The 15,268-nt window shown below is 71.8% G+C and carries 14 protein-coding genes; 13 read left to right on the forward strand and 1 reads right to left on the reverse strand.

From position 1 onward, the window contains the following. Window positions 1–7 precede the first annotated feature (7 nt). The 13 genes from dmpG (at window position 8) to BU198_RS35215 (ending at window position 13,900) form a co-directional block, all read left to right on the forward strand. Window positions 8–1,063, forward strand: a complete 1,056-nt coding sequence (gene dmpG, locus BU198_RS35155; RefSeq protein WP_188298146.1) for a 4-hydroxy-2-oxovalerate aldolase — start codon at window positions 8–10, stop codon at window positions 1,061–1,063. Between the two features lie 2 nt (window positions 1,064–1,065). Beyond that, window positions 1,066–1,914: a CoA ester lyase gene (locus BU198_RS35160; RefSeq protein ID WP_317620204.1), complete on the forward strand. Its 849-nt coding sequence runs from the start codon at window positions 1,066–1,068 to the stop codon at window positions 1,912–1,914. Window positions 1,915–1,948: 34 nt separating this feature from the next. After that, entirely contained in the window at window positions 1,949–2,482 is a 534-nt protein-coding gene (locus BU198_RS35165; protein ID WP_188298145.1) for a MaoC family dehydratase, read from the forward strand. A 140-nt stretch (window positions 2,483–2,622) separates the two neighbouring features. Next, window positions 2,623–3,804: an enhanced intracellular survival protein Eis gene (gene eis / locus BU198_RS35170; protein WP_188298144.1), complete on the forward strand. Its 1,182-nt coding sequence runs from the start codon at window positions 2,623–2,625 to the stop codon at window positions 3,802–3,804. 225 nt (window positions 3,805–4,029) lie between these two features. Continuing rightward, complete coding sequence (locus BU198_RS35175; protein WP_188298143.1) at window positions 4,030–4,929, forward strand: aminoglycoside phosphotransferase family protein; 900 nt, start codon at window positions 4,030–4,032, stop codon at window positions 4,927–4,929. A gap of 369 nt (window positions 4,930–5,298) precedes the next feature. Beyond that, complete coding sequence (locus BU198_RS35180) at window positions 5,299–6,099, forward strand: aminoglycoside phosphotransferase (RefSeq protein ID WP_188298142.1); 801 nt, start codon at window positions 5,299–5,301, stop codon at window positions 6,097–6,099. A 73-nt stretch (window positions 6,100–6,172) separates the two neighbouring features. Next, window positions 6,173–7,225, forward strand: coding sequence for an Ldh family oxidoreductase (locus BU198_RS35185; RefSeq protein ID WP_188298141.1), 1,053 nt, complete (start codon window positions 6,173–6,175; stop codon window positions 7,223–7,225). Window positions 7,226–7,248: 23 nt separating this feature from the next. After that, window positions 7,249–8,391 (forward strand): LLM class flavin-dependent oxidoreductase, encoded by a 1,143-nt coding sequence (locus BU198_RS35190; RefSeq protein WP_188298140.1) that lies wholly within the window; start codon window positions 7,249–7,251, stop codon window positions 8,389–8,391. Next, the gene (locus BU198_RS35195) at window positions 8,388–9,920 is read left to right on the forward strand and encodes a Gfo/Idh/MocA family oxidoreductase (protein WP_188298139.1); all 1,533 of its coding nucleotides are present in this window, start codon (window positions 8,388–8,390) and stop codon (window positions 9,918–9,920) included. The genes BU198_RS35190 and BU198_RS35195 overlap by 4 nt, the downstream gene beginning before the upstream one ends. Next, on the forward strand, window positions 9,920–10,918 hold the full coding sequence (locus BU198_RS35200) for a phosphotransferase (RefSeq protein ID WP_188298138.1): 999 nt from the start codon (window positions 9,920–9,922) through the stop codon (window positions 10,916–10,918). Before BU198_RS35195 ends, BU198_RS35200 begins: the two co-directional genes overlap by 1 nt. Then, window positions 10,915–12,216 (forward strand): hypothetical protein, encoded by a 1,302-nt coding sequence (locus BU198_RS35205; RefSeq protein WP_188298137.1) that lies wholly within the window; start codon window positions 10,915–10,917, stop codon window positions 12,214–12,216. The genes BU198_RS35200 and BU198_RS35205 overlap by 4 nt, the downstream gene beginning before the upstream one ends. Next, window positions 12,213–12,965, forward strand: coding sequence for a PIG-L family deacetylase (locus BU198_RS35210; protein WP_317620203.1), 753 nt, complete (start codon window positions 12,213–12,215; stop codon window positions 12,963–12,965). Before BU198_RS35205 ends, BU198_RS35210 begins: the two co-directional genes overlap by 4 nt. A 545-nt stretch (window positions 12,966–13,510) precedes the next feature. After that, window positions 13,511–13,900: an NUDIX hydrolase gene (locus BU198_RS35215; protein ID WP_188298136.1), complete on the forward strand. Its 390-nt coding sequence runs from the start codon at window positions 13,511–13,513 to the stop codon at window positions 13,898–13,900. Between the two features lie 117 nt (window positions 13,901–14,017). Here the strand turns inward: BU198_RS35215 and BU198_RS35220 are convergent, their stop codons facing one another. Then, window positions 14,018–14,323 carry a DNA-binding protein gene (locus BU198_RS35220; protein ID WP_188298135.1) on the reverse strand — a complete coding sequence of 102 codons (306 nt, stop codon included), beginning with the start codon at window positions 14,321–14,323 and terminating at the stop codon, window positions 14,018–14,020. Window positions 14,324–15,268: the final 945 nt, after the last annotated feature.

A 15,268-nucleotide genomic window follows, 5' to 3' on the forward strand; every position in this document is an offset into this window, starting at 1 on the left:
GACCCCCATGACCCAGTTGCTGGACCGCCCGCCCTCCGCACCCGAGGTGGTGCTGCATGATCCGACGCTTCGCGACGGCCACCACGCGGTGCGCCACCAACTGGACGCCGACCAGCTGCGCGCGTACGCCCGCGCGGCCGACCGAGCCGGCGTCCCCGTGGTCGAGGTCGGCCACGGGAACGGCTTGGGGGCCTCCTCTCTCCAGCTCGGCCGGGCCCGGCTCAGCGACGACGAGATGCTCACCGCGGTGCGCGAGGAGCTGCGGAACTCCCGCATGGCGGTGTTCATGGCGCCGGGCTGGGGCACGGGCAAGGATCTGCGCAACGCGGTGAAGCGCGGCGCCGACGTCGTGCGGATCGCCGCGCACTGCTCGCAGGCCGACGTCGCCGAGCGCCACCTCGGCCTCCTGGGCGACCTCGGGGTGGAGGCCCAGGCCGTGCTGCTGATGAGCCACATGGTCAGCCCCGAGATGCTCGCCGAGCAGTGCGCGCTGCTGGTCGCCTACGGCGCACACGCCGTGGGCATCATGGACTCCGCTGGCCACTACCTGCCCGCCGACGTGACCGCGCGGATCACCGCCATCGTGGACGCGGTCGGCGAGGTGCCGGTGATCTTCCACGGCCACAACAACCTGGGGATGGCGGTGGCCAATTCGGTGGCCGCCGTCGAAGCCGGGGCACGGGTCATCGACGGGTGTGCCCGCGGGTTCGGCGCCGGGGCCGGCAACACCCAGCTGGAGGTGCTGGCCGCCGTGCTGGAACGCACGGGTCACCCGACCGGGATCGACCTGTCCGCCCTGCTGAACGCCGCCGACATCGCGCAGGCCCAGCTGATGCCAGCCCCGCCGACCATCGACTCGATCAGCGTGGTGAGCGGACTGGCCGGCGTTTTCAGCGGGTTCAGGCTGCCGGTCCTGGAAGCCTCGCAGGACGCGGGCGTTGACCCTGTCGAGGTGTTCTTCGAGCTCGGCCGACGCCAGGTGATCGCCGGTCAGGAGGACCAGATCCAGGCCGTCGTCCGCGACCTGCAGAAGGCTGCGCCCCGGACACGGGGCGGTGAGTAGTGGTGAGCCCGACCACGCTGCCCGTCAGCGGGGCCTGGATGGTCACCCCGGCCGTGGCCACCGGCCGGTTCCACCGCGCCCGCACCTGCGGCGCCGCCATCACCCTCGTCGACCTTGAGGACTCCGTCGCCCTGCACGACAAGGACACCGCCCGCACGCTGGCCGCCGACTTCTTCACCACCGCCCCATCGGACGGCCCGCTGGCTGGGGTGCGGATGAACTCCCTGCTCACCCGGGACGGAATTCGGGACCTGCTCGCCATGGCCGACTACCCCAGCAGGCCCCCGCTCGTCCTGGTCCCCAAGGTCGAGTCCGCCCGCGACATCGAGATCGCCGCCACCGCCCTGGACCGCGACGGCTATACCCCGCAGATCTGGGCGCTGATCGAGACCCCGCGCGCCATCGAGGACGCGGCCTCGATCCTGCGCGCACCGCGACTGGCCGGCGCGCTGTTCGGCGCGGCGGACTACGCCCTGCTCACCGGCGGCGCCCGGACCTGGGAGGCGTTGCTGCACGCCCGCTCGGTCCTGGCCAACAGCGCCGCGGCCGCCGGCGTGGCGGTGGTCGACTCCCCGTTCTTCGAGCTGGACGACCTGGAGGGCCTTCGGCGCGAGGCCGAGCTGGCCAGGGCGCTCGGCTACGTCGGCAAGACGGCCGTCCACCCCCGCCAGGTGCCCGTCATCACCGAGGCGTTCAGGCCCAGCGAGGAGGAACTGGCCCACGCCCGGGCCATTGTCGCCGCCCGCCGGCGCAGCGGGGCCTCGATCACCTCGGTGGACGGCCAGATGGTCGGCGCGCCGTTCTATGCCGCCGCCGTGGCCCTCGCCGAGCGGGCCGACCAGCACCCGTGACCAGCAACCACACCGCATCCGAAGGAGTACATCTATGACCACCATCACCGCCTTGCAGGGCCTGCGGCCCGTCGGGGAGAACACCGTGCGGGAGAATGTCGGTGTGGGGCTCGACGAGCTCACCGTCGGCCTGGTGATCGAGCACCGGCCCGGACGGACCGTCACCGCCACCGACCACACCCTGATGCTCGCCCTGACCGGCAACCCCGCACCGGTCCACTCCGACACCCAGTTCTGCGCGGCGACCGGCCGCGAGAAGGTGCTGGTGTGCGGGATTGTCACGCTCGGCCTCGTCATCGGCATGACGGTACGCGCCACCAGTGGGCTCACCTCAGCGAACCTCGCGCTGGACGACGTGCGCTTCGAGCACCCCGTCCACGAGGGGGACACCCTCTACGCCACGACCGAGGTACTGGAGGCCCGCCCGTCCACGAGCCGACCCCACGAGGGAGTCGTGACCTGCCGCGCCAACGGCTACAACCAGGACAGCCAGCGGGTCCTCACCTTCACGCGGACCTTCCTCGTCCCCGCCGACGCCGCCACCGTCCGCAGTGCGACCAACTACTAGAAGCCCGAACGCACTTGGCACCGGAACCCCAGCGCGCCCGGCCCCGGGGCCGGGAGCTTGAGCGTCACCTCCCGGCCGCCAGCGCAGTTGGGCTCGTGAAGGCCCTGACGCAACCGAAAAGGAGAGGAAGGAGTATCACTATGGCCGCCTCGACCGTGTCGATCATGGAAGCCGACGACGAGCTGTGGAACGAGTACGACCTCCTTGCCACGCGCGCCTTCGGGCAGCCGGTTCAGGACGTGCGGCTCCTGGGCGCCCACGCGGACCGCCGCGTCGCCGTGCGCGACGGGCGGGTCATCGCCGGGGGCCTGGGCCTGCTGGTTCCACAGTACTTCGGAGGCCAGGCAGTGCCGGCAGCCAGCATGGGCTGCGGCTGCGTGGCGGTCGAAGAGCGCGGCGATCGGCTCGCCGACAAGCTCCTGACCGAGCGGCTCCGCGTACTCCAGGACCAGGGCGCGGTCCTGGCAACCCTGTGGACCGCGTCCAACGGCTACGCCCGCCGCATGGGCTGGGAGGCCCCCGCCCAGGTGTACTCCTACTCCCTGCCCACCGACGCCCTCACCCGCCTGCGCTTCGACGACCCGGGATTCGAGATCACCCAGGGCGCCGGCGAGCAGCTCCACCGACTGCAGGACGACCTGGCCCGACAGTGGAACGGGCCGTGGCAGCGCCCCGCGTGGTGGCAGGACTGGCAGCAACACCAGCACCCCGACGTGACCACCTACCGCTTCAACCCGCCCGGCGGCGAGGTGACCGGGTCGCTGTCGGTGGCCGTCGAGAACCACCCCAGCCAAGGCCGGCAGGTGAGCGTGTACGACATGTGGGCCGCCGACCACCGCACCGGTATCGCGATGCTGGCCTTCCTCGGCCGGTACAACAGCCGCGTGTCCACCGTCGCCTTCCAACGCACCGCCCTGCCGCCCGCACCGCTGCTGGCGAACCTGCTCTACCGGGGCGGCGACCTGTCGGCGCGCTCCTGGCACCCGTGGATGCTGCGCATCCTGGACCTGCGCCGAGCCGTCGAACTACGCGGCTGGCCCGCCGACATCGACCTCGTGCTGCCGCTTTCGGTCGTCACCGACGACGCCACCGCCACCGAGCAGTACACGCTGCGCATCCGCGCCGGCCACGGCGAACTGGCACCCGGCACCCGTGAAGGGCACCTCACACTGACCCGCAGACAGTTCACCCTCTGGTACGCCGGGGGCTACCGCAGCACCGCCGCAGCCACGCTGGCCGGCGTGAACGCGGACCCCGACACCGTGGCCCGGCTCCTCGCGGCCACGGCCGAGCGAGAACCCTGGCTGGCCGACTACTTCTGACCCCGCCCGCCCCATCCCCGCGCAGACCGGCTGTCCCAGCCGACGAGAGCGGAAGGCGCCTCTCGGTAATCCGGCAGGTCCGGCGGTGCACCAGCACCCGCCACCGCTCCATCGTCCGCACCCCGCCCACCCGGCGGGTATCGTCGGTGCACCGCCGCTACCCGCCGCGCAGCGCCCCGGCCGCCGGGCCACCGCTGTACCCACGCGAATCGGAGAGCACCTCACATGACCCGGAACACCCCTATCCCCTCCGACCTGCGGCGGTGGGTCACCGAGAACCTGGCGGGCGGGGACCTGGCCGCCGCCGACGTGTCCTGGCCCAAAGCGAAGTCCCAGGTGTGGCGCGTGAGCGTCGGCGACCGGATCGCCTACGTGAAGATCAGCCCGAGCGCTCCGGGCTATCAGCGCGAGATCACCGGCTACCGGCACGCCGAGCACGCCCTGGACCCCGACGGCGCGCCCCGGCTCCTGGCCGCCGACCCCGGCCTGCAAGCCATCCTGAGCTCGCCCCAGCCCGGCCGCGTCGTACGCGACCTGCCCCTGGACCCCCGCGACGAGCAGCGGGTGTACGAGCTCGCCGGCCGCTCGCTCCGCCTCTGGCACGACGCGTCCGCCCCGGTCCCGGACCGGGACCGGGAGCGCGACGCCATCGGCGCGTCCATGGCGCAGCAGGCCGCAGAGGCCGCCGCGTGCCTGGACAGCGTCGGCGACCAGCTGGACGCCGCCCAGCGCGCGCTGGTGCGGTGCGTGGCCGACGAGCTGCCGCAACTGGCCCGCCAGGTGCCCGCGGTCTACCGGCACGGCGACTTCGCCACCCGCAACTGGCTGTGGGACGACTCGACCGGTGTCCTGGGGCTGATCGACTTCGAGATGGCCGCCCACGGGCTCGCCGTCGAGGAGTACACATGGCTGTACGCCGCGGTGTGGGTGAAGCGCTCCGACCTCAAGAAGGCGTTCTTCGACGGGTACGGCCGCCCGCTGACGGCCGAGGAGGACCGGCTGCTGCGCCTGCTGACCACCCGGCTCGGCGTCTCGTACCTGAACGGCGGCTTCATCAAGAACAACTCCGTCCTCATCGACCGGGGCCGGTTCGTCCTGGCCCGTATGGCCGACCAGGACCAGTAGCCGTCCGAGGGGCCGGCCCGGGCGACGAGTTCGCGCGGCTGTCCGGCCCCGTCCGGCCACTGAGCCAGGCCCATTTCACCGGCGACGCCCGCCCGCTGTCTCCCGAAGGAGACCGGCTGCGGCAGCTGCTCACCGTCCGCCGCAGCTCCTGATGCCCGCGTGACCATCCGGTCAACGACCTCGCCGGCCTGGTGGCGCGGCCCCACCTGGGCCTCGACCGGATAGCCACCCACCGGGCCGTAGTCCGATCGGTGCGCAGCTGGCTCCGCTCCCGCCCACCGTCCCCGGATTCCCGTAACAACCTGGATCAGGAGTTACCCCATGGCCTTGGCTCCCCACCCGTTAGGCCCCACCGCTCCCACCGCCACCGTGTGGAGCGGTCTCCCGAAGCAGCTGCGCTCCGCCGTCGAAGCGGCCTGCGGTCCGGTGCTTACCGCCACCGAGGCGACGGCAGGCAGAACCGCCTGGCGGCGCCTGTCCCTGGAGATCCCCGGAGGCCTGGTGTTCCTCAAGGCCACACCGTTGTCCCACCGCCACTGCCACACCCTGGACACCGAGGCCCGCGTCGCGGCCGCCGTCCGCACGCTCGCGCCCCGCCTGCTGTACCACGGTGCCGCCGCCGACTGGCGGTGGCTGGTCTTCGAACACGTGCAGGGCCGGGCCGCCGACCTGTCCCCGGGCGCGGCAGACCTCGGCGCCGTCGCCCGCGTGCTCCGGCACCTCGCGGTGCTGCCCGCCCCCGACGCCGCCCTGCTACGGGTCGAGGATCGCTGGGAGTACCTGGGAGCCGACCTGGACCTCGGCCTCCTGGCCGGGGACCGACTCGTCCACACCGACCTGAACGCCGGCAACATCCTCATCCGACCGGACGGCACCGCAGTCCTGGTGGACTGGGCGTGGCCCGGGCGCGGCGCCGGATGGCTGAGCGCCGCCTTCCTGCTCGCTCAGCTGATCGACGCCGGCACCAGCCCGGCCGACGCCGAGAACTGGGCCTGGCAGGTACTCCCCGACTGGGCCGCGGCCCCCACCGACGCGGTCGACACCTTCGTCACCGCGCTCACCCGCCGCCGCGCCGCCCAGGCCGCCACCTGTAGCCCCGCCCGCCGTACGGAACGGGAAGGGCAACTGCGCACCGCCACGGCCTGGAACCGATTCCGCTCCCGCTCCTGACCCGCCCTCAGTCCTTCGACCGGCCGCCTGCCGCGCCCCGGTCCCACCCCGCCATGCCGTCGAACGGAGAGCCATGCCCGACACCGCCCCCACCGGTCCCGCCCGCGCTCCCGCGCCAGCCGCGCCGGCGGCCGTGCGGGTGGAGATCGCCGAACTCGAGGACCTGATGCTCCGGGCGTGCGCGGCCGCGGGCGTGCCCGACGGCGCGAGCCGCCAGGTGGTCCAGCACTTCCTCACCGGGGAGCTGCGCGGCAAGCCGTCCCATGGCATCGCCAAGTTCTGCTTCGAGGCCACCCTGTTCGCCGAACGCCAGGCCGAGCCGCTCATCGTGCGGGAGTACGGAGCCCTGGCCGTCGTCGACGCCCGGCGCGAGATCGGCCCGCTCGCCGCCCGCTACGCCGCAGACCTGGCCATCACCCGGGCCCGGGAGTTCGGCGTCGGAGCCGTGGGAACCATCAACGCCCAGCGCTACGGCATCCTCGCCGAGGTCGCCGAGCACGTCGCCGACGCCGGCATGGTCGCCATCGTCACGAACACCTCCCGGCCTGAGGCCACGCCGAGCGGCGGCCGCACTCCCGTACTCGGCGTGAACCCGCTCGCCTACGCCGTCCCCACCCTCGACGGACCTGCATCCGCGGACATGTCCACCACGCTCGCGCCGATGGGCGTGCTCTGGGAAGCCCGCCGCGCCGCCGACGAGCTCCCCGACGGCTGCTTCACCGACGCCAACGGCGAACCGACCACCGACCCCCACCGGGCCCACGCGGCAGTGATCTTCGGCGAGCACCGCGGCTTCGCGCTCTCCCTACTGCTGCAGACCCTCACCGGGAGCCTGTTCGGCTTCCCGATGGGCACCGGCGTCGACTCCACCTGGACCACCGGCTACACGGTCATCGCCCTCGACCCCACCCTCGGCGGCCAGACAGACGGAGCCCCCGCAGCGAACACCCAGCTCCTGGCCGAGATCGCCCGAGGCCGCACCCGCGACGGCCATCCGCTGCGCCTGCCCGGCCGCAGCAGCCGCGAACGCGAGCAGGCGGCTCTGCGCGAAGGCGCCATCGCCCTGCCCGCCACCGTGCACCGCCGCCTGCTCGCCCGGGCCGCCGGCGACCTCACATCCGACTGACCAGCGCGAAGAAGGGCACCCTCATGCAGTTCCACTGGTTCCTGCCGACCGGCGCCGACGGCCGCACCCTGACCACCGGGATGCGCGGCACCCACGGGCCCGGCCACGACACGGCCACCAGCAGAGTCCCGGGCTCCGACCGGCACCGCGCCCCCGACCTGCGCTACCTCACCCAGATCGCGCAAGCCGCCGAACACCTGGGCTTCGACGCGATCCTCACCCCCGCCGGCACGTTCAACGAGGACCCGTGGATCACCTGCGCCGCCCTCGCCCAGACCACTGAGCGCCTCAAGTTCCTGGTTGCGCTGCGCCCTGACGCGATATCGCCGACGCTGGCCGCACAGATGGCCGCGACCTTCCAGGGCCAGTCCCGGGGCCGGCTGCTGCTGAACATCGTCACCGGCGGCGATCCGGCCGAGCAGGCCCGCTTCGGCGACCACCTCGGCAAGGCCGCCCGCTACGCGCGCACCGATGAGTGGCTGACCGTGCTGCGCGGCGCCTGGAGTCCCGAGCCGTTCGACCACTCCGGGGCGCACTACGACGTGCGCGGCGCCGCCGTCTTCTCCCCGCCCGACCCGATGCCGGGCGTGTACTTCGGCGGCTCCTCCGACGAGGCGCTGCCGGTCGCGGTCCGCCACGCCGACGTCCACCTCACCTGGGGCGAGCCGCCCGCCGACGTCGCAGCCAGGCTGGAGCGCATCCGCGAGCTGGCCGCCCATGCGGGGCGCAGCGTCCCGCGGTTCGGGATCCGGTTCCACACAGTGGCCCGCGACACCGCCGCCCAGGCGTGGGCCGCCGCCGAGCGCCTGCTGACTGGGATCGACCCCGAGCATGTGGCCCGGGTGCAGACCACGCTCGCCGGCAGCCAGTCCACCGGGCAGGCCCGCCAGAGCGGGCTGAGCACCGCCTACCGCCACAGCGCGCGGACCTCCGACCTGGAGGTGCACCCGAACGTGTGGGCCGGGGTGGGGCTGCTGCGCGGTGGCGCGGGCACCGCGCTGGTCGGCTCCCATCAGGAGGTCGCCGACCGGATCGCCGAATACGCGGCGCTGGGGATCGAGGAGTTCATCCTGTCCGGGATCCCGCACCTGGAGGAGGCCTACGAGGTCGGCGAGGGCGTCCTGCCGCTGCTCGGCGCCGACCGCGCGGTGGCGGTGGGCCGGTGAACGCCGTCATGAACGTGCTGGTCGTCGGCGTCGGACCGCACACCCGCCTCAACCACCTGCCAGCGCTGGCCGCCGCCCAGGACACGGGCCTGGCAGGAACGGTCACCGGCGTCGACCTGTCCCACAATGCCGCCGCGGTCGAGTACGGCACACCCGACCGGCCGCGGCGCATGCCGGTTGTTGCCGTCGAGCCGTTTCCCGCCTCGCGGCGCGAGCTGCCCGGCGCGGTACGGCGCGCGCTGGAGACCGTGGTGGAGCAGGAGCGGATCGGGGCCGTCGTCGTGGCGACCGAACCGTCCGTGCACCTGCCGTACGCGCTGTGGGCGATCGGGCGGAACCTGCCAGTGCTGCTCGACAAGCCGCTGACCGTGCACCCCGCAGCGTCCACCGATCCGGCGGCGGCGATGGCGATCGCCGACGACTTCGACACCCTGTTGGACGCGTACCGGGCGGGGCGGCAGCGTGATCCGCGGATGGTGGTCAGCGTGCTGAGTCAGCGGCGCTGGCACCCGGCGTTTCGCAGGGTGCGGGAGCTGATCGGCGAGGTCGCCGAGGCGACCAACTGCCCGGTCACCTCCATCCAGTCAAGCCACGGCGACGGCCAGTGGCGGCTGCCGGACGAACTCGTCGACCTGGGCTACCACGGCTTCCGGGACGGCTACGGCAAAGCCGCGCACTCCGGCTACCACCACTTCGACATCGTGCCGTGGTGGCTGGCCGCCGCAGAGCGGCCCGGCAAGGAGCTCGACGAGATCGAGGTCCACGCCGCGTGCACCCGACCGAGCGACTTCCTCGCCCAGCTCACCGCCGCCGACCACGAGCGGTTGCTGCCCGGGTTCGCCGACCGCAACCCCTACACCGCGCAGGATCTGCACCGCCTCGCCGGCTTCGGCGAGGTCGACATGTTCCTGAACGTCGCCTACCGCAGCCACGGCCGAACGCTGGCGTTGGGCAGCCACAGCCTCGCCCACACCACCTTCTCCCAGCGCGGCGACCTCCACCCGGCACTCGGCGGCCTGTACAAGGGCAACGGCCGGATCGGGCAGGAGAGCCACATGGTCCAGCAGGGCCCGTTCCAGGCGCTGCACCTGCACGTCCTGCAGACCCTCCACGCTGATGGGGACGGCGTCGACCGGCGGGCGGCGGGCGGTGCCGACCATATCGAGCTCCACGTCTTCCGCAACGACGGGCTGGGACTGGGGTGGGAGCGGCACCGTGTGCTCGGCTTCGACGACCTCACCTGGGACAGTAGAGGCGAGGTGGTGCTGCCGACGCAGCGCTCGGCGCGCACCTGCGCCGTCACCGACTTCCTCTCCTACCTCGCCGGCCGCATTCCGCGCGCCGAGATGGCCTCTGACCTGGCCGACCACCGGCGCCCGGCCCGCCTGATGGCCGCCGCCTACCTCTCGATGGCCCGCCGCGAGGCCGGCGGCGGGCAGCCCTGCCCCCCGGTCGTCCTCGACTTTCACCCCGCCTCCGCCCCGGTGAGCCATGGTGGCAAGGCCCTCGCCACGCTGGGGGCCGCGTGATGACCGCCCCGCCCGCCGTCCCCGCCGCGCCCGCCCTGGCCCGAGTCCTCGGCCCGCACCTGTTCCCTGTCCTTGAGGCGTGCCGCCCCCACGCCGGACGCCTCACCCACATCGAGGCGTGCACCGGCGGGAACGTCAGCCACGTCTTCCGCGTCCACGGGGAGGCGGGCAGCGCGATCGCCAAGGTCCGCGGCCGCCAGTTCGCCCGGATCGCGATCGACACCGACCCAGCACTCATCGCCCTTGAGCATCGTGCCCTGACGATCTATCACGGTCTGCTGCCCGACATGTTCCCGCAGGTCCTGGCGTTCGTGCCCCAGGCACACGCCATGGTGATGAGCGACATCTTCCCTGACCGACGCACCTGGCGCGAGCATCTGGACGAGCGCGCCGCCACCACCGAGCAGTGCACCCGCCTGGGCACGGCCCTGGCCCGCATCCACCTGGCCACCGCCCACCTTCCGCCGCTGCGCGACGGCGACGGCGACGACCTGTTCCGCACCGAGCACGCCTACGGCTACTGCCTGCGCGCCAGCGGGCACCGCACCCTTGACGAGGTGTGCCGGAGCCTGGACGCCCTGCCCGGCCACCAGCTCGTCCTCGGTGACGCCAGCCCGAAGAACATCAGCCTCGCCGCAGGGCGCACCGCGTTCGTCGACCTCGACAACGTCCACACCGGCACGCCGCTGTTCGATCTCGGCTACCTCCTCGCCCACCTGGTCCTGCACCACCTCACCCGGCCCGAGCACCTGCAGCCGCTCACCACCACATTCCTCGACGCCTACACCCCGGTCAGGCCCTGGCGCAGCGACGACCTCCTCGCGGCCGTGGCGGCCGGGGTGCTGCTCTACCGGCTGGAGGCACGCACCGTCCCCTACCCGCCTACCGCCCCGCCTGCCACGACCGGCCGGATGCGCCACCGGCTGCGCCTGTTGCTGGACGCCGGGCCGTTCACCGTCCCCGACCTGGTGGAGACCGCACGGCAGGTGACAGCGTGAACCGTCCCCTCGCCCCGGCCAGTGACCGGGCGGACCTGGCAGCACTCGCCGAACTGAGCGCCCGCGGCATCCACGTCCCCGGCGTCCCGTCGCTGGCCCGAGACCAGAGCCCGTTCGCCCGCCCCACCCTCGCCTGGACCCGCACCGTCGCCCCGGGCGTCACCCTCACCGCCCGGCCGATCGACCTCAGCGCCGACTGCTTCACCAACGCCTATACCCTCACCGTCGACCTCGGCCGCGCCAGCTGCCGGCCCGTCTCCTCACCCGCCGGCTTCCACCTGCGCCACCTCGTCACCGGCCCCGCCGTCGCCGCGGCCTCCGGCGCCTTCTCCTACATCTCCGACGACCCTGCCTACCAGCCCGCCGAACCCCGCCTCGACCTCGCCGTCGGCGACCGCTGCGCCGTCAGCCTGCCGACGATCACCAAACCCGCCCTGCTCATCCACCAGGGGCGCCCGACGCTGCGCACCCTGGCCGCCACCGGCAGCGTCACCATCGCCGGCCACCCGCACACCTGGACCGGGTCCAAGGAACCCCAACCGCATCGTCACCAGCCGGGCCACCTCAACGTGTTCGGCGCGGCCAACTGCCGCATCCGCTACCGCGACGACCCGCGCACCGGCTTCCGGCGCGACGTCGACCCGGCCGCCAACACCACCCTCCGGGACCCGGCAGCCCTCGACTGCACCGTCACTCATACCCCCACCGGCCCCCGGATCACCGCGCTGCACCCCGGCGGCGGCGCAGACCTGTTCACCGGCGCCTACATCCTGCGCACCCACCGGCCCTGGCCCGCCCACCTCGCGCTCGGCGCGCCCGTCCACGTCACCGCTCTCGACACCCTCGCCACCGCCGGCATCGACAGCGGCCTGTCGCTGGGCCCGTCCGCCGCCGACGCCGCCGCCGGACACACCGCCGCCTGGGACCAGAGCCTGGGCACCAGCCCCTTCCGCCCCGACGCCCGCTACGCCCGCACCTTGCTCACCCTCGACGGCCAGCACCTGACCATCACCGTCCTCGACGGTGCGCCCCTCGCCCCAGGCTTCCAGGGCGCCACCGTCCAGGAGACCTCCGAGCTGGTGGAGCATGCCGGCCACGACCCCGCAGCGGTGTTCCACCTCGACGGCGGCCAGACCTCCAAGATCGCCCACCGGCACAGCGGCCAGGTCGACGCAGTCGGCAGCCTCCACTACCTGCGCTGGCCCCAAGATGCACATGAACCCTTCCGCTGGCAGGGCCTCGACGGCCGCCGACTGCACAGCGCCCTGCAGATCACCACCCTCCCGGAGTCCCCGTGACCACGACCCAGCTCAGCCCCGGCCGGTCCGTCCTCGCCGTCGTCGCACACCCTGACGACGCCGAGCTCGCCATGGGCATGCGACTGCTCGACCACGCCCAGGCCGGCGACCGCGTCCGCGTCCACTGTCTGAGCGCCGGGCGCCCCGGGAAGGACGGCGAGGTGCGCCAAGCTGAGTGCCTGGCCGCCGCGGAAATCCTGCGCATCGACCGGTACACGTTCTCCGCCATCCCCGACACCCGCTTCACCGACCATCGCGGCGCCATCAACGCGGCGCTGTTCGACACCGTCGCCGTCGAACGCCCCGACATCGTCTACACCCACTTCCCCGACGACCAACACCTCGACCACGGCGCTACCGGCGAGGAGGTCACGGCGGTGGCGATGCGCGAAGCCTCCGACCTGATCTACTTCCGCTCCCTCTACAGCCGGAACTTCGAGCCCAACCTGCTCTTCGTCGGCACTCCCGAACTCCTGGCTGCCAAGCAGAAGGCTCTGGCATGCTTCGCCTCGCAGCAGCAGCTCGACATGACCGTCTTCACCGGACTGAACACGCTCGCCTACCGGCAGCACGTGCACCACCGCGTCGTCGAGCGCTTCCCCGACGACGCCCACGGCGTCGAGATGTTCCGTACCGCCCGCCAGATCGTCCACGCCACCCGCCCGTGCGCCCCTATTCGCCCGCCAGCCCTCACGATATCTACAGCAGCGGCGAGTTGGCCGGGCTGGCAGGCCGACACAGTCGTCTGACGAACCCCGGAAGCAGAGCGGCGGTGACACCGACCATCGCCTGAAAGCGCTGACGACCGGCCGGCCTGTCATCGAGGAAGGCGTCAGCGTCCCGGACCGCGGCGACCGAGCCTTCCTCCCGGACGGCCAGGTGCACACCAGCCTGGTCCGCCTCGACGCCGCCAGCCTCTTCCTGTTCCCACCGCCCGACCGGCCCCAGATCGGGGGAGCCGTGATCGGCTGGCGCCCGCTGTACCGCCTGAGGTCGGGTAGCCGGGGCACGGTAACGTGACCCGGCTACCCGACCTCAAGCCCTTCCGCCGGATCCGGGGCACAGGAGAGCGGAAGTCACGTGAAATCGAGAAGGCCGCCTTCGACCCGGGCTCGCCGGGAACCGCCGGGCTTGATCGGACGACTCGAACAGCGGCAGGGTCTGCGACCTGGGCGCGGTGTCCGATTGAGTGTCAATTTCTATGTAAAACATAGTCAGTGACGGTTTCTTGCGACGCTGGGCCGCGCTGTGCTCACCTTCCAGGATAAGAGGATCTACGAATGATGACTTCGAAGTGCTGACGGCTTCCGCTTGCCACGAAGGAATCGAACATTTCGGGGTCGGCATCGTGGTACGCGACCGTTCGGGCCGGGTTCTGTTGATCCGGCGGACCGACCACGACGACCTACCCGGTTCGTGGGAGTACCCGGGTGGCGACCGCACGAATGACGAAACGGTGGAGGCCGGCGCCGCCCGCGAGCTCGCCGAGGAGACCGGCCTCACGGGCCTAGACCTGGAGTTCGCGCGCACCATCGACTACACCGACCACAAGCGCCGCCGGGTGCGGCAGTTCGTGTTCACCACCGCCGTCCCGGATGGCACGACGGCGGTTCTGTCCGGCGGCCACAACGGCCAGCAGTGGGCCCGGCCCGACGCGCTGCCGCACACCGATGTCGTACCGTAGGGATCAAGGTCCGTCAGCACCTGCGATAAGGCCAGTTCAACCCGAGTAACGAGCCGGAGTCAGTAACTCCTCGTCGCCCAGCGACGGCGCATCGCTGCAGGTAGCGTGTTCGTCTGATCAGGGGGCGACGGGTGTTTTCACAGTCGCGCGGCGAGGACTGCGTCGGCGCGGTATCGGCCGCCCCGTGCGGGGGTCGCCGGCCGAGCGCGTGGCATGGATCGCGGCGCGCTGCTCGCAGTTGGTGATGATCCGGCCGCCGCGGCCGGTCCGGCCGCAGAGCGTGGAATGGTCCCGGAGGAAGCGGCGCAGCCACGAGACGGAGCACTTCAAGACATAGGCGGTCTCCTGGACCGTCATGTACTCCTGCGCGGGGTCCTCGGGGGCAGTGGGCACTCCGTAGAGCTCGTAGGCTTTGGTGGCCATCGTCATGTCCTTTCAGGCTGGTGTGCTTCGTCCGGATGCGGCGCGAGGCGGTCGTCGGTGGTGCCGAGGGCTGCCCGGAGGGTGATGTGTAGTGGGGCTCATGTATCTACGAGTGCCGCTTTCGAGGTGAGGGAGGCGGCTATCCCCGCCTGTGGTGCCAGCTGTATACGCGTTCCGTGCGGCTCGCGCCCCCGTCAACCCTGCAGGTCAACGGTTGGTGCACCCCAGCAACCTAACCTTAGTCGGCCTCGATTGTATAGACCCAGATAGCCTTCTCGTGGACTATCTGGTGGACTGTCTGGTGTAGTTGAATGGATCTGGATGGTCTTGTCGGGGGTCTTTTGATCAGTAGTCGGCCTTTCTCGTGGATGGGTCTAGCTGGCGACAGCTGGCCCTGTGAGGATGCCAGTATGGGGACTCGCGATCTCGCCCGACTTGCGTCACGTGTCACGGCGCACCGACTGGGGCTCTGCCCCTGGCGCTTCGCGGTCATCGAGGCGGCAGGTATCTCCAAGGGCATGGGGCGACGAGTTGAGGAGGGGGTAGATGCTCGCGAGGTGGCCTGCGCAAAGGTCGACCGGGCGCTCGGGTGGGCTGCGGGGGCTGTGTTGCGGGGACTGAAGGCGCCGAGCCAGTCCTTGTTGGCACTGCTGGCGGCGAGTCGGCATCGACCGGGGTCGGGCTAAGTGTGTATGCCGTCCGCGTAGCTGTGTTCAATGCTGCGAGAAAGGTGATGCCGAGCGTATCGATCGGGGAGCTTGACGCTTTTAGTGAGCAGTTCGTGGAGGCGCTGCGGAGGTTGGGCGATATGTTGGAATGGAAAGGATTCGCTTCAATTCCCGTATAATCTTTGGGCCTTACCGCGACTCAAGTAAAAGAGAGACGGTGTGCGTCCTGCCGTCCGGGAGTTCCGGAGATCACGTGGTTCGAAAGCGCGTGAGGCAG

Source organism: Streptomyces sp. CBMA156 (assembly GCF_014596515.1).
Classification (GTDB): Bacteria; Actinomycetota; Actinomycetes; order Streptomycetales; family Streptomycetaceae; genus Kitasatospora.

What these genes read in the sequence shown, in the direction of transcription:
- dmpG (WP_188298146.1), top strand. Translation starts at nt 8, where the DNA reads ATGACCCAGTTGCTGGACCGCCCGCCCTCCGCACCCGAGGTGGTGCTG.
- BU198_RS35165 (WP_188298145.1), top strand. Translation starts at nt 1,949, where the DNA reads ATGACCACCATCACCGCCTTGCAGGGCCTGCGGCCCGTCGGGGAGAAC.
- eis (WP_188298144.1), top strand. Translation starts at nt 2,623, where the DNA reads ATGGCCGCCTCGACCGTGTCGATCATGGAAGCCGACGACGAGCTGTGG.
- BU198_RS35175 (WP_188298143.1), top strand. Translation starts at nt 4,030, where the DNA reads ATGACCCGGAACACCCCTATCCCCTCCGACCTGCGGCGGTGGGTCACC.
- BU198_RS35185 (WP_188298141.1), top strand. Translation starts at nt 6,173, where the DNA reads ATGCCCGACACCGCCCCCACCGGTCCCGCCCGCGCTCCCGCGCCAGCC.
- BU198_RS35190 (WP_188298140.1), top strand. Translation starts at nt 7,249, where the DNA reads ATGCAGTTCCACTGGTTCCTGCCGACCGGCGCCGACGGCCGCACCCTG.
- BU198_RS35200 (WP_188298138.1), top strand. Translation starts at nt 9,920, where the DNA reads ATGACCGCCCCGCCCGCCGTCCCCGCCGCGCCCGCCCTGGCCCGAGTC.
- BU198_RS35220 (WP_188298135.1), bottom strand. Translation starts at nt 14,323, where the DNA reads ATGGCCACCAAAGCCTACGAGCTCTACGGAGTGCCCACTGCCCCCGAG.